The organism is Arthrobacter sp. Soil_N43, assembly GCF_057655195.1.
In genome coordinates, this window is the sequence record NZ_JBDGML010000129.1 from 35,264 (window position 1) to 56,155 (window position 20,892).

At 67.2% G+C, this 20,892-nt stretch carries 23 protein-coding genes and 1 riboswitch; of the genes, 17 read left to right on the forward strand and 6 right to left on the reverse strand.

All coding sequences use genetic code 11. The features are described from left to right. Nucleotides 1-87: 87 nt before the first annotated feature. Nucleotides 88-1,296 carry a metallophosphoesterase gene (locus tag AC3A3W_RS21160; protein ID WP_487445086.1) on the forward strand — a complete coding sequence of 403 codons (1,209 nt, stop codon included), beginning with the start codon at nt 88-90 and terminating at the stop codon, nt 1,294-1,296. Here AC3A3W_RS21160 and AC3A3W_RS21165 read toward each other — a convergent pair whose 3' ends face one another. Then, nucleotides 1,297-2,181, reverse strand: a complete 885-nt coding sequence (locus tag AC3A3W_RS21165; RefSeq protein WP_487445087.1) for a glycoside hydrolase family 16 protein — start codon at nt 2,179-2,181, stop codon at nt 1,297-1,299. A gap of 307 nt (nt 2,182-2,488) precedes the next feature. On the opposite strand from AC3A3W_RS21165, the gene AC3A3W_RS21170 reads away from it, so the two are divergent. The 4 genes from AC3A3W_RS21170 to AC3A3W_RS21185 all read left to right on the forward strand — a co-directional run bounded on the left by AC3A3W_RS21170 (nt 2,489) and on the right by AC3A3W_RS21185 (nt 6,337). Beyond that, nucleotides 2,489-3,283: a glycosyltransferase family 2 protein gene (locus AC3A3W_RS21170; RefSeq protein ID WP_487445088.1), complete on the forward strand. Its 795-nt coding sequence runs from the start codon at nt 2,489-2,491 to the stop codon at nt 3,281-3,283. 1 nt (nt 3,284) lies between these two features. Continuing rightward, nucleotides 3,285-4,283 carry a glycosyltransferase gene (locus AC3A3W_RS21175; protein WP_487445089.1) on the forward strand — a complete coding sequence of 333 codons (999 nt, stop codon included), beginning with the start codon at nt 3,285-3,287 and terminating at the stop codon, nt 4,281-4,283. Between the two features lie 74 nt (nt 4,284-4,357). Next, nucleotides 4,358-5,425: a hypothetical protein gene (locus tag AC3A3W_RS21180; protein WP_487445090.1), complete on the forward strand. Its 1,068-nt coding sequence runs from the start codon at nt 4,358-4,360 to the stop codon at nt 5,423-5,425. Between the two features lie 30 nt (nt 5,426-5,455). Beyond that, nucleotides 5,456-6,337: a DUF4031 domain-containing protein gene (locus AC3A3W_RS21185; RefSeq protein WP_487445091.1), complete on the forward strand. Its 882-nt coding sequence runs from the start codon at nt 5,456-5,458 to the stop codon at nt 6,335-6,337. Between the two features lie 39 nt (nt 6,338-6,376). On the opposite strand, the gene AC3A3W_RS21190 is transcribed toward AC3A3W_RS21185, so the two are convergent. Further along, nucleotides 6,377-6,778, reverse strand: coding sequence for a YccF domain-containing protein (locus AC3A3W_RS21190; RefSeq protein ID WP_487445092.1), 402 nt, complete (start codon nt 6,776-6,778; stop codon nt 6,377-6,379). Nucleotides 6,779-6,853: 75 nt separating this feature from the next. Next, the gene (locus AC3A3W_RS21195) at nt 6,854-7,450 is read right to left on the reverse strand and encodes a phosphoribosylanthranilate isomerase (protein ID WP_487445093.1); all 597 of its coding nucleotides are present in this window, start codon (nt 7,448-7,450) and stop codon (nt 6,854-6,856) included. A gap of 161 nt (nt 7,451-7,611) precedes the next feature. On the opposite strand from AC3A3W_RS21195, the gene AC3A3W_RS21200 reads away from it, so the two are divergent. From AC3A3W_RS21200 to AC3A3W_RS21225, 6 genes are all read left to right on the forward strand, one after another. Continuing rightward, entirely contained in the window at nt 7,612-8,262 is a 651-nt protein-coding gene (locus AC3A3W_RS21200; protein ID WP_487445094.1) for a HutD/Ves family protein, read from the forward strand. A 68-nt stretch (nt 8,263-8,330) separates the two neighbouring features. Then, nucleotides 8,331-8,861: a ferritin gene (locus AC3A3W_RS21205; RefSeq protein ID WP_487445095.1), complete on the forward strand. Its 531-nt coding sequence runs from the start codon at nt 8,331-8,333 to the stop codon at nt 8,859-8,861. Between the two features lie 84 nt (nt 8,862-8,945). Next, nucleotides 8,946-9,011: riboswitch (guanidine-III (ykkC-III) riboswitch) on the forward strand. A gap of 9 nt (nt 9,012-9,020) precedes the next feature. Further along, nucleotides 9,021-9,344 carry a DMT family transporter gene (locus AC3A3W_RS21210; RefSeq protein WP_487445096.1) on the forward strand — a complete coding sequence of 108 codons (324 nt, stop codon included), beginning with the start codon at nt 9,021-9,023 and terminating at the stop codon, nt 9,342-9,344. Beyond that, nucleotides 9,344-9,748, forward strand: coding sequence for a DMT family transporter (locus AC3A3W_RS21215; RefSeq protein ID WP_487445137.1), 405 nt, complete (start codon nt 9,344-9,346; stop codon nt 9,746-9,748). The genes AC3A3W_RS21210 and AC3A3W_RS21215 overlap by 1 nt, the downstream gene beginning before the upstream one ends. 119 nt (nt 9,749-9,867) lie before the next feature. Then, on the forward strand, nt 9,868-10,872 hold the full coding sequence (locus AC3A3W_RS21220) for an aldo/keto reductase (RefSeq protein ID WP_487445097.1): 1,005 nt from the start codon (nt 9,868-9,870) through the stop codon (nt 10,870-10,872). Between the two features lie 141 nt (nt 10,873-11,013). Then, the gene (locus tag AC3A3W_RS21225; RefSeq protein WP_487445098.1) at nt 11,014-11,664 is read left to right on the forward strand and encodes an MBL fold metallo-hydrolase; all 651 of its coding nucleotides are present in this window, start codon (nt 11,014-11,016) and stop codon (nt 11,662-11,664) included. A gap of 75 nt (nt 11,665-11,739) precedes the next feature. On the opposite strand, the gene AC3A3W_RS21230 is transcribed toward AC3A3W_RS21225, so the two are convergent. After that, a complete protein-coding gene (locus AC3A3W_RS21230; RefSeq protein WP_487445099.1) occupies nt 11,740-13,635 on the reverse strand; it encodes a DEAD/DEAH box helicase in 1,896 nt (631 codons plus the stop codon). A 461-nt stretch (nt 13,636-14,096) separates the two neighbouring features. On the opposite strand from AC3A3W_RS21230, the gene AC3A3W_RS21235 reads away from it, so the two are divergent. From AC3A3W_RS21235 to AC3A3W_RS21260, 6 genes are read left to right on the forward strand one after another with little or no spacing between them, the layout of a single operon-like run. Continuing rightward, complete coding sequence (locus AC3A3W_RS21235) at nt 14,097-14,444, forward strand: molybdopterin oxidoreductase (protein ID WP_309993774.1); 348 nt, start codon at nt 14,097-14,099, stop codon at nt 14,442-14,444. Next, nucleotides 14,444-16,957 carry a nitrite reductase large subunit NirB gene (gene nirB, locus AC3A3W_RS21240; RefSeq protein WP_487445100.1) on the forward strand — a complete coding sequence of 838 codons (2,514 nt, stop codon included), beginning with the start codon at nt 14,444-14,446 and terminating at the stop codon, nt 16,955-16,957. The genes AC3A3W_RS21235 and nirB overlap by 1 nt, the downstream gene beginning before the upstream one ends. Beyond that, nucleotides 16,954-17,295, forward strand: coding sequence for a Rieske (2Fe-2S) protein (locus tag AC3A3W_RS21245; protein ID WP_487445101.1), 342 nt, complete (start codon nt 16,954-16,956; stop codon nt 17,293-17,295). Before nirB ends, AC3A3W_RS21245 begins: the two co-directional genes overlap by 4 nt. Nucleotides 17,296-17,344: 49 nt before the next feature. Next, nucleotides 17,345-17,740, forward strand: a complete 396-nt coding sequence (locus AC3A3W_RS21250) for a DUF1801 domain-containing protein (RefSeq protein ID WP_487445102.1) — start codon at nt 17,345-17,347, stop codon at nt 17,738-17,740. A 3-nt stretch (nt 17,741-17,743) separates the two neighbouring features. Beyond that, the gene (locus AC3A3W_RS21255) at nt 17,744-18,475 is read left to right on the forward strand and encodes an SAM-dependent methyltransferase (RefSeq protein ID WP_487445103.1); all 732 of its coding nucleotides are present in this window, start codon (nt 17,744-17,746) and stop codon (nt 18,473-18,475) included. Between the two features lie 60 nt (nt 18,476-18,535). Further along, nucleotides 18,536-18,727, forward strand: coding sequence for a hypothetical protein (locus AC3A3W_RS21260; protein WP_487445104.1), 192 nt, complete (start codon nt 18,536-18,538; stop codon nt 18,725-18,727). Here the strand turns inward: AC3A3W_RS21260 and AC3A3W_RS21265 are convergent, their stop codons facing one another. Next, nucleotides 18,728-19,321, reverse strand: coding sequence for a ferritin (locus AC3A3W_RS21265; RefSeq protein WP_487445105.1), 594 nt, complete (start codon nt 19,319-19,321; stop codon nt 18,728-18,730). Nucleotides 19,322-19,473: 152 nt separating this feature from the next. Next, on the reverse strand, nt 19,474-20,835 hold the full coding sequence (locus tag AC3A3W_RS21270; RefSeq protein WP_487445106.1) for an MFS transporter: 1,362 nt from the start codon (nt 20,833-20,835) through the stop codon (nt 19,474-19,476). Between the last annotated feature and the right edge of the window lie 57 nt (nt 20,836-20,892).

Genomic DNA, 20,892 nt, shown 5'->3' on the forward strand with positions numbered 1-20,892 from the left:
CGGAGTTACGCTATGGCCTAGGCATGTTCATGCTTTCGCCTCAGCCTGGTCTGCGGCGCCAGGTTCCGTTAGCCGATGCGAGGGATCATGACTGGACCGAAAACTGCACGGAACACTGGACAGAACACCGGACGGAACACCGGACGGAACACCGGACGTGCAGGTACGCGGCTACGGGCGGACGCCCGCCTTGGTGCGGCCGCCGTGACGACGTTGTTCCTGACACTGTTCCTGACGGGGTGCCTGCCGGCCACTTCACAGCTTCCCCCGCCTGCTACGCAGCTTCCCCCGGCGGCCACACCTGCCCTGTCGGAGGCTGCACCCTCTCCCGCGACCCTGGGCCCGAGCGGTTCGGCGGGGGTTACCGCCTCCGCCATACAGTCTGTCCACTTCACCGCGCAAGGGGACATCGGCGTCGGCAAGGACGCCAAACGGGTGCTGGACACCATCGCGGGCCTGAAGCCCCAGCTGAACCTTGCATTGGGTGACTTCACCTACCAGGCAGGAATCGAAAAAGAGTTCTGCGCCATGGTCACCGACAAGCTGGGGGCTGATTTTCCGTACGAGCTGGTCACTGGAAATCATGAGAGCGACGGACACGACGGCGACATAAGAAACTTCGTCCAGTGCCTGCCGAACAGGCTTCCGGGCCTCACGGGGGAATACGGAACGCAGTGGTACGTGGACGTTCCGGAACAGAAGCCCTTGGTGCGGATCATCATGCTGTCGCCCGGCATCAAATTCCATGACGGCAATGTGCTGGACTATTCGAAAAACAGCCCGCGCTGGCGCTGGACCGCGGCGGCGGTGGACGGGGCCGAGTCACGGAAGATTCCCTGGACCGTGGTGGGCATGCACACGCCCTGCCTCAGCATCGGCAAATACGACTGCCTGGCCGGGGAAGACCTCACGAACATGCTGATGGAGAAAAAGGTGGACCTCGTCCTGTCCGGGCACAACCACTCGTACCAGCGGACCCACCAGTTGAGCCTCGGCGATCGCTGCACCGCACTGGTCCCCGGGAGCTTTTCGGAAGCCTGCATTACGGATTCCGACGAGGCCATGGTGAAGGGCGCCGGCACGGTTTTTGCCACCTCAGGCCTCGGCGGAGCAGGCCTGCACCAGGTGAAGGAGGACGACTCGGAGATCCGCTTCTTCGCGGCCTGGTCGGGCCAGAACCGCCGGGCGGCGTTCGGCACGCTGGATGTGACTGCAACACCGGACCGTCTCGACGCCGCATTCGTTCCCGCCGAGGGCTCCTCGTTCAGGGATTCCTTCGCCATCGAGAAGAAGTAATCACTCGGCCCGCGTCCACACCGCAATCCAGTCCAGCTGGACGTGCCCTTCCGTCGTGGAATTCGGGCATTTTGGCAGGCATGACTCGGTCTGCAGGATCAGGTGCATGGGGGTCTTGGGAATGTTCTTGGTTGCGGCTCCGATCGAGCGCCCGTCAAGGAAAAACTCCACCTTGCCGGGGCTCCACTCCGTGGTGGCCACGTGCCACCGAGTAAACGTCTTGTTCGTGTCGAACATTTTGAAGTCGGCAGGATCGTCACTCCTGAAGTGCACGGCGCCGTGGGGTGATTCGGAGAGATCCCCTTCCGGGAAGTCGATCTCGCCGTCCCTGGGCCACTTGTTGCTGTTCGGCCAGAGAAGCCACGCCATCTTGTACCCCTTCAGGGAATCAGCCTTGAAGCGGACCGAGTACCTGCCGTACAGCATGCTGTTGTCCCGCCGCGGGTTCTCCGCCTTGTTGGGGAACTTTGGCCTGGGCGCCGCCCCCATGGATACGCCGTTTTCAGAGTGGAGGTACCAGTCCAGCACGCCGTCTTTCACACTCAGGACCTTGTTCGGGTAGTACCCCGAATTCTTGCCCTTTTGGCCGGCCGTGTCCGGTGTGCCGTCCTTGTATCCCGCGCTCCACTTCGGCCTGTAGGCGTCGCCGGGGAACTCTCCAACCGGAACATCCCCCCGGTCGAAATCTTCCCAGAACACCTGCTTCCAGCCGGGGAGGTCGCCCGCGGCCTTTTGGGACGGCGACGGAGTGGACGCTTTGGGCCGTTCCACGGCAGCAACGCTGCACCCGGCCAGCATCAGCGCTGCCGAGGAAACGAGCAGCCGGAATAGTCCGGGCCGGTATGAACTGCCCGGTGAAACCCCCCGCCGGCGGGCAATCCACATGGGGAAAGTCTCGCATTGGAGCGTCCCGCACTCAATAGCCCCAAAAGGGGTGCGCGGACAGGCCGAAAACGCAGGAGGCCTTCAACCAATTCCAAGCTTTTCACAAGTCAGCAAATCAAACTTAGACGAGGGGGAGTGCAAGCAAGTTGCCTCCAGTAGCAGCGAGTGCCGGGTCTACGTCCTGGGCTTAGCAGCCAGGAAATCCTGCTACTGAGGCAAAAGCAAACGACTCCATTGAGTGGTGAGGTTAGTGACCATCCCGATACTTCTTTCAACACAGAGCCCAACAACTGCGCTCCCTGCAAGCATGCCTTCCGTCAGTGTCGTGATCCCCACGCTGAATGAGGCCCTGAACCTTCCTTGGGTGCTTCGCCGAATGCCCTCGTATGTAGACGAGGTAGTGATCGTTGACGGACGCTCACTGGACAGCACCGTGGACGTGGCGCGGGCCCTTCGACTCGACGTGGTGGTGGTGGCCGAGCCCAATAAGGGCAAGGGCGTCGCCGTGCGGGCGGGCCTGGCCGCGGCCACCGGCGACATCATTGTCATGCTGGATGCCGACGGGAGCATGGACCCTCACGAGATCGGCTGGTTCGTCTCGCCGTTGCAGCATGATTTCGACTTTGTCAAAGGATCTCGCTACGTCACGGGCGGCGGCTCGGACGACATCACTTTTCTGCGCAGCGCCGGTAACCGGGCGCTGACCGGGCTGGCCAACATGGTGCTCCGCAGTGATTATTCGGACCTGTGCTACGGCTACATCGCCATGCGCCGCGAGTGCCTGCAGGTCCTCGAGCTGGAGTCGGACGGTTTTGAAATCGAAACGGAACTGATCGTGCGGGCTTCCCGGGCCGGCCTCCGCATTGCCGAGGTACCCAGCCGTGAGCTCTCGAGGATTTCCGGCAACTCGAATCTCAACACGTTCCGTGACGGCTGGCGGGTCTTGCGTACCCTGGCCCGCGAATACGTCGGGTGGGAGGCACCCACGGCCGGGGCCCGGCCCGAGGCGCTGAGACGGGTGAAGTACAAGTATCCCAGCATTGCCTTCCCGCACGTCCCCACGGACCCCCGTACGGTCCTCGGCGTCATGGCGGGTGAATGAGATGACCCGGCCTGCCGACGCCCTGGACGTTTCAGTCGTCATTTGCTCCTACACGGAAGACCGGTGGGACATGCTCATGGCGGCGGTCGACTCCGTCCGCGCCCAAACAGTCCGCCCGCGGCAGACGATCGTCGTCGTCGACTACAACAGCGACCTCTACAAACGGCTCATCTTTTCCGTGTCTGATGTGGTGATCCTCGAAAACACCGGGGCAAAGGGCCTGTCCGGGGCCCGGAACACGGGTGTCAGTGCCGCGACCACCGGCATCGTCGCCTTCCTCGACGACGACGCCCAGGCTGCACCCGATTGGCTGGAGCGGCTGACGGCCCTCTATGACGATCCCGATGTGCTGGCGGTGGGCGGCCGGGTTGATCCCGACTGGGAGGCCGGCCGGCCAGGCTATTTTGCCCAGGAGCTCGACTGGATCGTCGGGTGCAGCCACAGGGGCTTGCCCAAAGTCGCCGCCGAGGTCCGCAACGTCATCGGGGCGAACATGTCATTCCGTTCAGAGGTGCTGACCGGCGTGGGCGGATTCAACACGGCCCTCGGCCGCCAGGGTACATTGCCCCTCGGATGCGAAGAGACTGAAATCTGCATCCGAGCGGTCATCGGCTCCCCCGGCTCCCGGATCGTCTACGAGCCCGAGGCCATGGTGCGCCACTTCGTCCCGGCCGCCCGCGGCTCCCTGAAATACATGCTGAGCCGTTCCTGGTCCGAGGGGATTTCCAAGGCCCAGGTGAGCAAGGTCGTGGGACACAAGAGGGCTCTCGGCCCAGAGCGCCGCTACGTCCGGAGGGTGCTTCCCCGCGCCGTATTCATAGGAGTCAAGGACTGGCTGATGGGCAAGGACAAGGACGGACTGCGCCGGGCCGCGACGGTTGTTGCCGTACTTGCTGTCACCACGTTCGGCTACGTCCAGGGCCGCAGGTTTCCCGGCGGGGCGCTTGGAACGGAACCAGGACAGGACGTTGCCGCCGGCAGCTGGCGGGAAGTCAGCTGATTCCCGCCCTGGCAAGCCTCCGTTACAGCCTTTGAAGGCCGAGACGACCTAACCCGCAAGCCTTAAAGGACGTAATGAAGGACTCAGACGCGTCGGCCGGAGCGAGTTTCGACGTCCACGGTCTCGTGGGCATTGATGTGGACTCCGGCACGCCGGGCGGGTCGGAGTTGCACCAGGTGCTGGCGCCGTTCCGGGGCGGATCACGGGCTCCGCTGAGGCTCCGCTTCAGCGGGATCCTGACTCCGGTCCCGGAGCAGTCCCACGCCGACGGACACCGCTTCACGGAGGGCTCACTCTACCTGCCCGCGCACCAGGTCCAGATCGTGGCAAACCGGCACGGGTACGTGGTCCAGGGGCGCGGTGAACTGCTGTCTGCACTCATACCACTGCTGGACAGCCTGTGCATCAGAGCCAACGTAGCCATGATTCATGCCGCAGCTGTGGAGTACCGCGGTTCCGGAGTCTTGCTGCCGGCCTCGGGAGCGGTGGAGCCCCGCATCGTAGCCAGGCTCGCCGCACAACCCGGCGTGCAGTTCATGTCCGATGACTGGGCGTTCCTGGACGCGGACGGCATGCTCCTGGGCTGCGCGAAGCCGATGCCGTCTGCCCTGCCGGGAGGAACCAGACACCCGGCCGCGTTCTTCTCCCTGCTGCCCCAGCCGGCTGCGCCGGAATGGCTGGCCCGATCCGCCGCACGGCTGGCGGCGTCCGCGCAGCCGGTGCTGGAGCGGTACCCGGGGGCCTTTGCCCGACGGTGGGCCCAAGAGCGCCAGATGGTGGCCCCGGAGCAGCTGTTTGGGCCAGGCCGGATTTCGTCAGCTGCACTCACCCGTCTGGCCATCTTCCTTGAGCACTTTGACGGCCGCGACGCGCGGCTGGAATCGCGGAGTGCGGAATGGATGACGTCACGGGTTGTGGGCAACTTCCACGCGGGACTGCCCGCAGTGTCTCGGCGGCTGATCGAAGCGCTGGGCGCTACGGGAATCGTCCCGCTGGAGGACCACTTCGGGCAAAAGGCCGCCGTGGCGCGTCGGGCGCTGTCCGGAGTCCCCTGCTTCCAGCTGCGCATACCCGCCTCCTGGCCTGCTGAACGGACATCGAAGTACATAGCGGAGCTGGTCAGCTCCAAGCTGGAAGAGTGAGCAGGCGCCCCGAAGACTAGACTTTGCTCCATGGCCATTTACCTGGATCCGCCTCTTTGGCCTGCGCACGAAACGCACTTTTCCCACTTGATCTCCGACACCTCCCTGGAGGAGCTGCATGCCTTCGCTGCGGCGGCCGGGATACCCGAGCGGGCCTTTGACGGCGACCATTACGATGTCCCGGAACGCCGCTACACCTCGCTGGTGGCCGCCGGTGCCGTTCCCGTGGAAGCCCGGATCCTGGTCCGGAAACTCATTGCGAGCGGATTGCGGATTCCTGCCCGGGAGCGGAACAAGTCGCTGAAAATCCCACTGCTGAACCGCTGGAACACGGTGATGCCCGGCCACGACGCACTGTTCCTGGACCTCTTGGACCGGTGGAGCGAAAGCCACCGCACGTACCACGGCTGCACCCACCTGCTGGCGGTGCTCGAGGCACTGGACCTGCTCACGGCACCCGCCGGTCCTCCGCGCACGGTGCTGCTCGCGGCCTGGTTCCACGACGCCGTCTACCGCGGTGTCGCCGGCCAGGATGAGGAAGAGTCGGCGCGGCTCGCCGAGCTCCGGCTCGCCGAAGCTGGCCTCCCCGCCAATGACGTCGATGAGGTGGCGCGCCTGGTCCTGCTCACCTCCGACCACCGGCCGGCACCCGGGGACGACGACGGCGCCCTCCTCTGCGACGCGGATCTGTCCGTCCTCGGCGGCGAACCTGAGCCGTACTCGCGGTATGTGGCCGCCGTCCGGAAAGACTACGCGCACATCGGGGACGCCGACTTCGCGGCCGGCAGGGCCGCCGTCGTCCGCCACCTGCTGGAACTCGATCCGCTGTTCAACACGGAACGTGGCCGCGAACTGTGGCTAGAGGCTGCCCGGCGAAATCTTACAGGCGAGCTGCAGGCGTCGGGCCGCTGAACGCCACCACTGAGCGCAGGCCCCGGCACCGGCCCCGTGTCAGCGGTAGCCGGCCACGAACGGCGTACCGGTAGGAACGATCTGCTTGCCCAGCGGCATAAGCGAGACCGGGATGAGCTTGAGGTTAGCGATGGCCAGCGGGATTCCAATGATGGTGAGTGCCATGGCGATCGCGGTGACCACGTGCCCGATCGCGATCCAGATGCCTGCCACAAGGAGCCAGATCACGTTTCCCATCAGCGCGAACACTCCGTTTCCTCCGGGCTTGTCCACCACCATGCGGCCGAACGGCCAGAGCGTGTACGAGGCGATCCGGAACGACGCGATGCCCCAGGGAATGGTGACGATCAGGAGGCAGCAGATAACGCCGGCGAGGAAATAGCCGATCGCCAGCCAGAGGCCACCGAAAACGAGCCAGATGATGTTAAGGAGTGTCTTCATCTGTCCATTCTGCGCCCCCAGGTGCGGCGGGCGCCTCGGGGCATGCCCTGAATTAACCCTGAATTATGCAGCGGGTCAGGCTTTCGCGGCCGTCACAAAGGCACGGATCTTCGCCAGGTCCTTGACGCCGCGGGACTGCTCGACGCCGGAGGAGACATCGACGCCCCAGGCTCCGGCGGCCCGTGCCGCCTCGGCCACGTTTGCGGCGTCCAGCCCTCCTGCGAGGATCCAGTCGCGTCCCTCGAGGCCCTTGGTGCGCATGGAGCCGTAGTCCCAGCTCTCCCCCGACCCGGGGACGGCCGCGTCAACGAGGAGCAGCTCTTCTCCCCAGTTCGCGAAGGTGTCCGGGGCGGCATCCATGGTGACGGCCCTGATGACTTTCATGCCGGCGTCGTGGGCGGTCTTGACGTCTTCCGGGGTCCGGTCGCCGTGAAGCTGAATCCACTCGAGGCCGGCCGCACGGGCTATCGCCACGGCGTCCGTGGCCGGTTCGTGGCGGAAAACGCCGACGGCGGCCACTCGGTCCGGAACGCTGCTGAGCAGCTCGGTGACCTGTGCCGGGGAGACCACCCGGGGGCTGGCCGTCAGTACAAAGCCCACCGCGTCCGCTCCTGCGTCAACTGCCTCCCGGATCGATTCAGGCGTACTCAGCCCGCACACTTTGACGAACATTCACGGCTCCTATGGTTGATGTGTCCCCAACGAACGTAGTCATACTGCGCTGACTTTACGCGGGCCGGATGGCGGGGGCAACGAAGCTCCCGCAGGCGCCAGGCTGGTGACGCACGCAGGTGATTGCGGAAGGCTTGCACGCCGCGGGCTAGGCTGGGCCGATGGAGATCATTCGCTTCGCAGACCTCAGACCGCAGCCATGGCGCAACGGAGGAGGCGTGACCCGGGAGCTGGTGAGCCATCCCTTGGCCGCCTCGTCGCAGGACGGCGCCTGGGACTGGCGGGTCAGCATCGCAGACGTCACTAAGGCGGGCGACTTTTCGCCCTTTCCCGGCATGGAACGGGTACTGACGGTGGTCGAGGGCGAGCTGCTGCTCCTGAGCGTCGACGGCAGCGAACATCCTTTGGAGAAGTACCGGCCGTACCGCTTTTCCGGGGATGCGGCGTGCTCCGGCGCCTTGCCCACGGGCGACATCCGCGCCCTGAATGTCATCACTCGGGCCGGCGGGTACAAGGGGTACGCCTCGATCGTGGAGCTCTCCAAGAAGCGGCCGCACCCCTTGTTCGAAGGGCAGCTGGGCGTCCTGCTCCAGGGCGAGGCGACGGCCACGCCCGGCGCCGACGCGGAGGCATCGGAGGTATCGGCGGACGACGACGGGACGGTCACGCCTGCGCCCCCGAGCGAACCTGCGCCGCTCAGCCGTTACGACGCGGTGATCGGTTCCGGCTCCCGGGCGCCGGAAATCCTGGGCCGCGGGTTCCTTGCCGTGGTGTCCATCGACGCCGTCCCAACCGGACCCGGGGAAGGCTAGCCTGCGCTTCCTTAGCCGAGCATTGCCACACTGGTTTCCGCAGGAAGACCGGACCTAGACTCGGGGCCATGACGAAATCAAAGTTCAACGACCTCCTCTCGCTCCAGGTCGGCAACGAGTTCTCCGCCTCGCAGCAGTACATCGCGGTGGCCGTCTGGTTCGCCAACCAGGACCTCCCCCAGTTGGCGAAGTACTTCTACCGGCAGTCTGTGGAAGAACGGAACCACGCCATGATGATGGTCCAGTACATGCTGGACCGGGACCTGCCGGTCTCCATTCCCGGGGTCCCCAACGTCCGGAACGACTTCACCTCCGTGACGGAGCCGCTCGCCCTCGCGCTGCAGCAGGAAAAGGAAGTCACCAGGAGCATCGAAAGCCTGTTCAGGGCCGCCCGGGCGGAGGACGACGCCTTGGGCGAGCAGTTCATGCTCTGGTTCCTCAAGGAGCAGGTCGAGGAAGTCGCCTCGATGAGCACGCTGCTCAATATCGCCGAGCGTGCAGAGAACCTCTTCGACATCGAGAACTTCGTCGCCCGGGAAACCATCGGGGACAGCGGCCATGACGCATCGGCACCGGAGGCCGCGGGCGGCACGCTCTAGAAGTTGCTGCCTCTGGGGGTCCCGCCCGCTGGTGAGGTTAACCACCAACGGTGGTGCCCGCCGTCGGGCGTTGCTAGGGTGAAACCAAGGTCCCGTAGGCGGACCTCCGGACGACGGTTCAGTACCCGGCACGCGACAAGACTGGCCAAGGGAGCTGTCATGTCGTGGATCATCCTCATTCTTTCCGGTGCCCTCGAGGCGGTGTGGGCTGCCGCGCTGCACCGCGCCTCCCAGTCCACGGGCCGGCGCCGGATCGCGCCCGCCGCGCTTTTCCTGGCCTCCGTAGCGGCCAGCACGGGCGGCCTCGCCCTTGCCATGCAGTCCATCCCCACCGGCACCGCCTACGCGGTGTGGGTGGGCGTGGGTGTGGTGCTGACCTCCGGCTACGCCATTGTCGCCAGGGTTGAACGGCCGACGGCGGCGCGGCTGCTGCTGCTCGGCGGGATCGCCGCCTGCGTGGTCGGCCTGAAGGTGGTGGCGTGATGTCCTCGAACCTGGCGTCCGCAAACAAAATGACCTCCAACAAGCGCCGGGCAGCCTGGCTCGTACTGCTGGCCTCTGCCGTCCTTGAGGCTGTGTGGGCCACGGCCCTGGGGCTGTCCGACGGCCTAACCCGCCAGGGGCCCTCACTGGTCTTTGTCATAACCGCAGTGCTGAGCATGTGGGGCCTCGGCCTGGCGGTGAAGCACATCCCGCTCGGCACGGCCTACGCCGTCTGGGTGGGGATCGGCGCGGCGCTGACGGTCGGCTGGGCGATGGCCAGCGGCGTCGAGCCCTTCAGCGTGCTGAAGGTGCTGTTCATCGCCGGGATCGTGGGCTGCGCTGCGGGCCTGAAGCTGCTCCCCGCCGGGACCGCGCGGGAGCCGCGGCGGACGCCACAGGGCTAGCCGGGCGTATCCGCCACCGGCGGCGGAACATGCCGGGCGGAATATGCCGTGGCGGAATATGCCCGGCGCCGCCGCGGTTCTTGGCTGGGACGGCTGTTCACGAGGAAACGGAGATTGCGATGACGGACAACCCGGCAGCATCGGTGCACCTGGGCGACGGCCTGCATGTCAGCCCCCTGGGATTCGGCGGTATGGCCCTCACCCCCGTATACGGCGACGTGGATCCCGCCGAAGCGCTCCGCACCCTGCACCACGCTGTGGACGCGGGGATGAGCTTCATCGACACCGCTGACATCTACGGCGGCGGGAGCAACGAGGAGCTGATCGCCCGCCTGCTCAAGGACCGCCGCGGGGAAATCCAGCTCGCCACGAAATTCGCCCTCGTCGGCACTCCGTCCACGGGCTACAGCGACATCCGCGGGGACGCGCCCTACGTCAAGGCAGCCGTGGACCGCAGCCTGCAGCGTCTGGGCACGGACGTCATCGACCTGTACTACATGCACCGCCGGGACGTCCGGGTACCGATCTCCGAAACCGTGGGAGCCATGGCCGAGCTGGTCAGTGAGGGCAAGGTCCGGCATCTTGGACTGTCAGAGGTGACCGCCGGAGAACTCCGCGAGGCCAGCAGCATCCACCCCATCGCTGCGGTCCAGAGCGAGTGGTCCATTTGGAGCCGGGACGTGGAACGCAATGTGGTTCCGGCCGCGGCAGAGCTGGGTGTGGGCTTCGTGCCGTATTCTCCCCTCGGCCGGGGGTTCCTCACGGGAACCGTCGACGCGGCGCAGCTCGGCGACGACGACTTCCGGCGCAGGATCCCCCGTTTCGCCGAGGATGCGGCCGACGCGAACCAGGCGGTGGTGGCTGCCGTTCAGCTCGTGGCCACCGTGCTGGAGGCAACGCCTGCGCAGGTGGCCCTCGCGTGGCTGCTCGCCCACGGCAAGCGGCTTGGACTGCCGGTGGTGCCGATTCCCGGCACCCGCAAGGCGCACCGCATCGACGAGAACCTGGGCGCACTCGCTTTGGACCTGACCCCGGCGCAGCTGGAGACGCTGGATGCAGCCGCGGACGCCGTCGTCGGCTCCCGGTCCGCAGATCCGCAGTGGGTGTCGCAGGGCCGCGAGTAGGCGGCCAGGCTGACGCTCCGGTTGCCCCCGGACGCAGAAACGCCGCCCCTCCGCATTCCGATAGTGGAATCCGCGGAGGGCGCGGCGGCCCTGCGAGAGCGTCAGCGCTCAACTTCCTAGCAACTTCGTAGACTGAGGCGCATGGACACGCTCATTCATTCGCTCCGTGACATCACCATCCGCCGCATTTCTGTCAGCGAGATGGACAACAACGTGTATCTGCTGACCGCGAAGGAGTCGGGCGCTCAACTGCTGATAGATGCAGCGGATGACCTGCCCGCCATCCAGGGGCTGCTCGAGGACGCCGCCGAGGACACAGCGGCTACACCGAAGCTGGCGTTGATTGCCACCACGCACCAGCACTGGGACCACGTCCGTGCGCTTCCGGCACTGGTGGAGGCCACCGGGGCCCGGACGGCCGCCGGCAAGGACGACGCCCCGGAGCTTCCGGTGCCGGTGGATGTGCTGCTGGACCACGGCGACGTCGGCAACTTCGACGGCTTTGACGTGACGGCAGTGCATCTGCGCGGGCACACCCCCGGCTCGGTGGCCCTGGTGTACCAGGATCCGGCGGGGCCGGCCCACATCTTCTCGGGAGATTCGCTCTTTCCGGGCGGCGTGGGCAACACCCAGAAGGATCCCGGGCGGTTCAACCAGCTCATTACCGATGTCAGCAAGCGGCTGTTCGATGTCTACCCGGATGACACCGTGGTGCACCCGGGCCATGGCAAGCCCACGACCCTCGGCGCGGAGCGTCCGCACCTGGAGGAGTGGCGCGCCCGGGGCTGGTGAGGCCGGGTAATTAAGAAGCCGGTGGTTGAGCCTGTCGAAACCGTGGCTTCGACAGGCTCAACCACCGGTTAGGTTCTAGCGGCCGCGGCGTTCGTTCGAGGCCGGAGCCGAGGCGCGGCGGGGGCCGCTGCGTGCCGGACGGCCTTCGCCGGAACGGCCGTTGCCGCCGCCGGAGTAGGAACCGCCCGAGGTGCCGCCGGTGTTCGAGGACCAGACAGCCTTGTTGCCGCCGGCAGCGCCGCCAGTATTGCCGCCGGCGGAACGCTGACCGCCGGTATTGCCGCCTGTGCGGGCGCCGGCAGCTGCGCGCTGGCCCGTTGCCGGACGTCCGCCGCGCTGGCCGCCGGTTGCCGGGCGGCCCGTGCCGCCACGCGGAGCATCGCTGCGGGTGATGCGGGACTCGGAACGTCCGTCCGAACCGCGGCCAGCCGAAGGACGGCCACCGGCCGCAGGAACGTCGTTGCGGTGCGTGGACGCCGTGCCACGGCCACGTGCGTTGCGGCGTGCAGCTGCTGCTGCCTGGGCCCGGTCCTCGTTCTGCTCGATGACGCGGTCCGCGGCGTTACGGGCTGCGGCCTGGCCTTCGTAGGCCACCGCGCGGCGCTCAGCACGGGGCAGGTCGGTGCGGGGAGCCTCAGCCGAAACCCGTCCGCGTCCGCCGCGTCCGCCCCGGCCACCCGTGGTGGGTGCAGCCTGGCGGCGTGCGCGCTTGCGCTCTGCGTTGGCGCCGGTGGAGCTGCCGCCGCCGTGCTGCGCAGCCTTTGCGGCGAGCAGTGCGGCGCGGGTGCGCGGATCGATCTTGTCGGCCATTTCGCCGACCAGTTCCGCGACCAGCGGGGAGTTGGCGGTGACGCGCTCGAAGTTGACCTCGACGCCGGCAGCCTTCATCAGCTTCTTGACGTCGGACTGCTGCTCAGGCAGGGTCAGCGTGACCACGGTTCCGTCCGAACCGGCACGTGCCGTACGGCCGGAGCGGTGCAGGTACGCCTTGTGCTCCGTGGGCGGGTCGACGTGGATGACGAGTTCGACGTCGTCCACGTGGACGCCGCGGGCGGCGACGTCGGTGGCCACCAGAACGCGGACCTCGCCGGAGGAGAACTCTGCGAGGTTGCGGTCACGGGCGTTCTGCGAGAGGTTGCCGTGCAGATCGACGGCAGGGATCCCAGCGTCGGTCAGGGTCTTGGCCAGCTTGCGGGCATGGTGCTTGGTGCGCATGAAGAGCACGCGGCGGCCGGCACCTGAGGCGAGCTCGACGATCAGCTGCTTCTTGACGGTCTGGTCGTTGACCACCAGCACGTGGTGTTCCATGGTGGTCACCGCGGCCTGGGGATCGTCCACGGAGTGGGTCAGCGGGTTGGACAGGTAGCGCTGGACGATCTTGTCCACGCCGTTGTCCAGCGTGGCGGAGAACAGCAGGCGCTGGCCCTGGCTCGGGGTCATGTCCATGAGCTTCTTGACCACCGGCAGGAAGCCGAGGTCGGCCATGTGGTCGGCCTCGTCCAGGACGGTGATCTCGACGGCTTCGAGGGTCAGGATGCGCTGGCGGATCAGGTCCTCCAGGCGGCCCGGGCAGGCGATGACGATGTCGACGCCGGCGCGCAGTGCCTTCTCTTGGCGGGCCTGGGAGATGCCGCCGTAGATCACGGTGGTGTTCAGGCCCATGGCCTTGGCCATCGGCTCGATGGTGGCGTTGATCTGGGTGGCCAGCTCGCGGGTCGGCGCAAGGACCAGGCCCATCGGGCGGCCGGGCTTGCGGAAGTGCTTGGCTTCGCGCTCAGCGAGTCGTGCCACCAGCGGGATGGCGAAGGCGATGGTCTTACCGGAGCCGGTCCGGCCGCGGCCCAGGACGTCGCGTCCGGCCAGGGTGTCGGGCAGGGTCTTGACCTGGATGGGGAACGGGGTCTCGATCCCCTGTGCTGTCAGCGTGTCGGCGAGGGCCTTGGGCGTGCCGAGGGCAGCGAAAGTAGTCATGTGTTTATCAGGGTCTTTCAGGCGGTATCCGTGCGGATATCGGCCCCCGTACCGGTTAGCGCAGGGGTTCGCCGAGGAAAAGTCAGGTGATCAACCGGCCGGTTTTCGCGGCTGGGACCAAATAGCGTTCATCGACGCAGGATGTGCCTCTCACATGAAAAAAGCCCACTCCCTGCGAGAACGGATTCTCTGCGGGATTCCGGTTGATGGACCGGAACTGGTCCCTACGACCAAAAGTGGGCATCACTGCACATCAAGTTCCACTAGCTTACCATCTGCGGCGCGTGCTCCCCGCCCCGGCCCCGCCTCGCTCGGTGAGGTGCTCGGTGAGGTGCACGGCGAAGTGCGCGGTGAGGAAGGTGTTAAGCGGAAATTACACAGCCCGCAGCAGGCTGTAACACGGCGAGCGCAGGATGGGCCTATGCCGGGATAAGTGCACCACTTGCCGAAAGGATCTGCGCATGATCTTGAAGAACCTCTTCCTCCAAGGCATCTTCCCGTTCGACGGAGCCGGGCTGGAAAAGCCCGTTCCCATCCACAGCCAGCTGTCCCGCTATGTCCCGGACGGCGTCATCAACCAGACGCTGTACTTCCGGGGCGGCAATTCCTCCGCGGAACTGATCACGGTCGTCCTGATGCGCGACGGCATCCCCATGCGCTACTTCCCCATCGGCGCCAAGGGCCACGTCCACGTTCCGCTGCGGGTGGTGGAGGACATCGAAGGCGGCTCGCTGATCGAGCTGAGGCTGCTGGCGGACACTGGCGTCAGCGGCTCCGTGGTGGTGGACCTCGGCATGGTGGAGCACTGATGACCACGCTGGCCGGCCGCGCTGCCCGGACCAAAACCGTGGACTCCCGCCGTCGGCTCGTGGTGATCGGCAACGGCATGGCCGGGGCGCGCGCCGTCGAAGAGATCCTCGCCCGCGGCGGCGGGGTGCAGTACAGGATCACCATGTTCGGCGACGAGCCGTACGGCAACTACAACCGGATCATGCTCAGCCACGTCCTCTCCGGCGAGGAGGACACCGGCAACATCTTCCTCAACTCCCTGGACTGGTACCGGGAAAATGAGATCACCCTGCACGCTGGCGTCCGGGTGGACAGGATCGACCGCTTCGCCAGACTGGTGTTTTCCGACGACGGCCGGGCCACCCCATACGACGTCCTGGTGATCGCCACCGGCAGCCGCTCCCACCTGCCGCCGATGGACGGCATGTACACCCCCGGCGGGCGGCTGCTGCCCGGGATCTTCGCCTTCCGCACCATCGACGACACGCGCAACATGGTCTCGTATGCGCAGCAGGACCACCACCACCGCGCAGTGGTGGTGGGCGGCGGACTCCTGGGGCTGGAAGCCGCTCGGGGGCTGCAGAGCCACGGCATCGACGTCGACGTGGTCCACTCCGGCGGTCACCTCATGAATGCGCAAATGGGACCCGAGGGCGGCGCAGTCCTGCGCCGCAGCGTTGAGGCCCTGGGCACCAGGGTGCACACGGGCAGCCGCACCACGGCAATCCTGGGCGCGGACAAGGTGCAGGGCGTCCGGCTGCGGGACAGGCCGGACATCGAGTGCGACATGGTGGTGGTGGCGGCCGGCATCCGACCCAACGTGGAGGTGGCGGTCACCAGCGGCCTGCCAGTGGAGCGGGCCATCGTGGTGGACGACCACATGCGAGTGCCGGACGAGGAGGAGATCTACGCCGTAGGGGAATGCGTCCAGCACCGCGGTGAGGTCTACGGCCTGGTGGCGCCGCTGTGGGAGCAGGCTGCGGTGCTGGCAGACCACGTCACGGGCGCCAATCCGAAAGCGGCGTACCTGGGCACCCGTGCAGCAACCAAACTGAAGGTGGCCGGTGTCGACGTCGCGTCCATGGGCCTGCAGGGTCCGGAACGGGAGACGGACGAACATGTGGTGTTTTCGGAACCCAGCCGCGGGGTCTTCAAGTCGATCGTGATCCGGGACGGCAAGATCGTGGGCGCCACCCTGCTCGGGGACAGCCGCAAGGTGGCGTACCTGACGCAGGCGTTCGACCACGGCCTCCCGCTCCCGGAGGAGCGCGTCTCACTGCTGTTCGACGTCGGCGGGCCGGGTGAGGAGGCAGGGGTCGCGGAACTCGACGGCGACGCGCAGGTCTGCAACTGCAACGGCGTCAGCAAGCAGACGCTCGTGGAAACGGTCAAGGGCGGATGCAGCACGCTGGCCGGCGTCATGGACGCGACGCGGGCGGGCAAGGGCTGCGGCTCCTGCAAGCTGCTGGTCCGCCAGGTGGTGGAGTGGGCCGCAGACGGCGCCGTGGAGGAAGACCCGGCCGCGAACTACTACGTTCCCGGCGTGCCGCTGGAGAAAACGGACCTGATGGCGGCCATCCGCGAGCAGGGGCTGCGGTCCGTGTCGGCAGTGTTCGCGGCCCTGGCCCCCGGCGGCGCAGAGGACGCCAGGTCCAAGATGGGCCTGGCCTCACTTCTGAAGATGATGTGGGCCGGCGAGTACATCGACGAGCGCGACGCCCGGTTCGTGAACGACCGCGTCCACGCCAACATCCAGCGCGACGGCACCTTCTCCGTGGTGCCGCAGATGAAAGGCGGTGTCACCTCGCCGGAACAGCTCCGCCGGATCGCCGACGTCGCGGACAAGTACAGAATTCCCATGGTGAAGCTGACCGGCGGGCAGCGGATCGACCTGCTGGGCGTCCCCAAGGAGGACCTGCCGAAGGTCTGGGCCGACCTCAACATGCCGTCCGGCTACGCCTACGGCAAGAGCTTCCGAACGGTGAAAACCTGCGTGGGGCAGGAGTTCTGCCGCTTCGGAACGGGTGATTCCACGAAGCTGGGCGTGGAGATCGAATCGCGTTTCCAGGGCATTGAGTCGCCGGCAAAACTGAAGCTGGCGGTGTCCGGATGCCCGCGGAACTGCGCCGAATCGCTGGTCAAGGATGTGGGCGTGGTGGCCGTGGAAGGGGGGCGCTGGGAGATCTATGTGGGCGGCGCGGCCGGAGCACACATCCGCAAGGGCGACCTGCTCGCCACCGTGGACGATCCCGAGACCGTCAAGCTGCTGACGGGCCGCTTCATGCAGTACTACCGCGAGCGGGCGAACTGGCTGGAACGGACCTACGCCTTCGTGCCGCGGGTCGGGATCGAGCACCTCCGCTCGGTGATCGTGGAGGACTCTGAGGGAATCGGCCCGGAGCTGGACGCCGCCATGCAGCGGTCCGTCGACAGCTACGTGGACCCCTGGACCGAACGCGATGATCCTTTTACGCCGGGCCAGTTCCGCACCGCGCTGCCGCTCGAGGTCCTCCCCCAGGTGCCGGTCCGATGATCACGGGCCCCTCCGGCGCCGGACAGGGCACCGGCCTGCACGTCCTCGGCCCGCTCGAGCAGATTCCCGTGGGCGAAGGGCGCGCCTTCGGTGTGGCCGGTGAGCAGGTGGCGGTGTTCCGGCTCCGGGACGGCTCCCTCCGGGCGGTTTCGGCAGTGTGCCCGCACAAGGGCGGTCCCATCGCCGACGGCACCATCGACCGGTCCGTGGTGATGTGCCCGCTGCACCAGCACTCCTTCGAGCTGGAGACGGGCTGCTCCACCACCGGCGCCGGGCCGCTGCGCAGCTATCCCGTAGCTGCCGACGCCGCGGGGAACATCGTGTTGCAACTCCCCTGAGACCCCCGCAGCCTAGTTGGGCGGGGGTTTCTGTGGCAGGGTGATAGCCATGGACTACACGGCCGATCCGCGCGTGGACGCCTACATCAATGCCCTGCCGGAGTGGCAGCAGGAGGTGTGCCGGCAGGTCCGTGAACTGGTCCACGCCGCAGACCCCGAGGTCACAGAGACCATCAAGCGGACCCGGCAGCCGTACTTCGAGCTCCGCGGCAACGTCTGCGCCCTGCTGGCAGCCAGGGACCACGTGAACGTCTTCCTGTACGACGGCGGCCTGACCCCGGACCCTGAGCACCTCATCACCGGCGGGCTCGGTAACAAGACAGGCCGGACGGTGGCCTTCTACGAGGGCGAAGCCATCAACGCGCCGGCCCTGCTCGAGATGTTCAGGTCGATCATCGGGGACAACCGTGCCGGCGGCTGGCGCCGCCTCCAGAAGGGGCAGTAAACGATGAGCGATCCCCAGCAGTCCCCCGAGACGCAAGCCGGAACAACGCACGATGGAACAACGCACGACGCCGCTGCCCGCCAGTGGGACGACATGTACCGGAGCCGCGCCCGCGTCTGGAGCGGCCGGCCGAATCCGCAGCTCGTCGCGGAAACGGCAGGGCTGACACCCGGAACGGCCCTGGATCTCGGCTGCGGCGAAGGCGCCGATGCCCTGTGGCTCGCAGAGCGGGGCTGGACGGTGACCGCGGTGGATGTATCCGCCGTCGCGCTTGAAAGGGCCGCTGGCCATGCCGCGGCGTCAGAGGCGGGCTCCAGCATCACGTGGCTGCAGCGGGACCTGGAAGCGTGGGCTCCGGACGGGCAGTTTGACCTCGTCTCCGCGCAGTTCCTGCACTCAACGGAAATGCCCTGGCAGCGCTCGCACCGGATTGCGGCGGACGCCGTCCGGACGGGCGGGACCCTGCTCGTCGTCGGGCACCACCCGGATGGGCTGCCGCCGTGGTCGCGCCACAAGGAGGGCGGCCACGGCAGCCACGACGGCGACGGCGACCGCCATCGGGCGAGATACTTCACACCCGGGCAGCTCGTGGCCGAACTCGGCATCGCGCCGCCCGCGTGGCGCGTCGACGTGGCGGAAAGCCGGGAACGGGAGGCCACGGGCCCGGACGGGCAGGTGGCCATTCTCGCCGACGCCGTCCTGCGCGCCACCCGGCTGGCCACCGGCCCAGCCTGATCCCGCCAGGACTCGAGGCCGGCTCGAGGCCGGCTACGGCCGTCCTTCCCCCGGATGTTCATGTACGGCGAGCAAAACAAAACCCTGAGTTACCTGCCCGATCTGGCCTCCAAAGGCGTGGTCCTGGCAGAAATCCCGCACGGCGGCCACTTCCCCATGTACTCGAACGCCCCGGAAATGTGGCGCCGGATCGCCGCCTTCCAGGCGCAAGCGACCGAACCTACCGTGCAGCCGGAAGTCTCCCGCTCCTGATCAGAGCGCCCCTCCGGCGGCCTCCGGCGTCCCGGAGCCCTGATCTCCTCCGCCACCGTGCCCACCGTGGTGCCGGTGATGACCGCCGTGATGGCCGCCGTGCTGTCCGTGGTCGCCGACCCGTTCGCGGGCGAGGAAGTTTTCGATGTCGAAGAGGTTGTCGGCGCGCCGGGCGATGTTCAGCAGCGTCGTCATCGACGCCACTTCTTCGACCTGTTCCTTGAGGAACCAGAGCATGAACTGTTCGCCGAGGGCGTCATTTTCCGCTCGTGCTGCGGCAAACAGTTCTTTGATGTTCTCGGTGACTTCCTGCTCCTGGGCGAGGGCCAGGGCCAGCGGCTCCTCTACCTTGTTAAAGTCGTTGCGGACCGGTTCCACGCCGGGGATGGCGATCTTCAGTCCGCGGTCCAGGATGTAGCGGACCATCATCATGGCGTGGTTTCGTTCTTCCAGCGACTGACGGTAGAAGTGCTTGGCCAGCTGGGGCAGGTCCTGCCCGTGAAACCACACGGCAATGGCGATGTACTGCTGGGAAGCGGCGAACTCGTTGCCGACCTGGTGGGCCAGCAGATCATTGAATCTAGGGGCGGACATCGGGGTCTCCTCAGGGCGGTGGTGAAGGCTGTCCAGCGCCCGGGCCGGGGCTGCGGGCGGGGCCTGCAATGAGAATCCTCCGCCGCCGGTCCCGGGTCAATACCTCGCTGGCCGTGGTTGCGGCTGTCTTCCTGCGCAGGGAGGACCGGGAATCAGTCGGCGACGCGTGGCGCCGTGGCGACGGCGGCGACGGCGATCACCGCCGTCAGGGCGAACACTCCCGCGAAGGACGCCGCCGTCGTCGTGAATGCGGTAAACACGATGCCCGTGGTGGCGAGCGCCAGGGCGCCGCCGAGGGAGTCCGCGATGGACATCGCGGAGCTGTTGAAGCCTTCCGTGTCCGGCGTGGACAGGGCCAGCGTCATGACGCTCAGGCGCGGATACATCAGGCCCATGCCGCCGCCGGCAAGGATCCACCCGGAAATCGCGACGGCGGCCGGCCAGCCAAACGCGGTGGTCACCAGCGCGAGGACGATTGCCGACAGCACCAGCAGCGAGCCGATCCGCACCGCGACGGCGCTGGCGAGCCGGTTCCCCAGCCGGCCCTGAACGCCCGAGGCCGCCGCCCACGCCAGTGCGCCGCCGGTCAGGGTGAGGCCGGCGAACGTCGGTGAGAAGTCGTAGCGTTCCACCAGCAGGTACGGCAGGTACACCTCTGCGCCGAAGAACCCGGCCGACGCCAGACCGCGGGTGAGGATCACGCTTGGCAGTCCCCGGCGGGCCAGCAGCGTGCCGCGCGGCACCAGCGGCCTGACGGCCAGCAGCGCAACAACGACGGCGGCGCCCGCCACGAAAACACCGGCCACCGGAATGGCGGCGGACAGGTTCAGGCCCAGCACGGCGAGCGCCGCGAGCGCAGCCCAGGCCAGCCTGCCGAATGCCCAGGGAACGGGCTGGTCTTCGGGTCCCGACCGGACATCCCGCAGCGCCGGGACAAGCATGGCCAAGGCGGGGATGACCAGACCCACCACGCCCAGGAACACCCACTGCCACCCGGCCAGCTGCGCCACGAGGCCGGCGGCGAACGGCCCCACAAGAGACGGGATGACCCAGGCTGCAGAGAAGGCTGCGAAAATCTTGGCGTGCAGCTCGGGCGGATATGCCCGGGCCACCACGACGTAGAGGGCCACCGTCATGGCGCCGCCGCCCAGGCCCTGGACCAGCCGGCCTGCCACGAGAACCGCCATGCTGCCGGCGGTGCCTGCAATCAGCAGGCCCAGCACGAACACGGCCACCGACAGATACAGCGGGGCGAGGGGACCGCGCCGATCGGACCAGTTGCCCGCACCCACCATGCCGATCACGCCCGTAGCCAGCGGGCCGGCGAAGGCGAGGGCGTACAGGTTTGCGCCGTCGAGCTCGCGGCTCACCACCGGCATGATGGTGGTGACAGCGAGTGATTCGAAGGCGGCAAGGAACACCAGGGCGCACGATCCCACGGTCACCAGGAGGTGGGGGCGCCGGAGGATCCCGGCGGCGGGGAGGGCGGAGAGAGGCGGAGCGGATTCGTGCACGGCAGCCTGATCGGATAGTCGGTCGGTTGAGGGTAGCTTGCCACAGCACGGCACCGA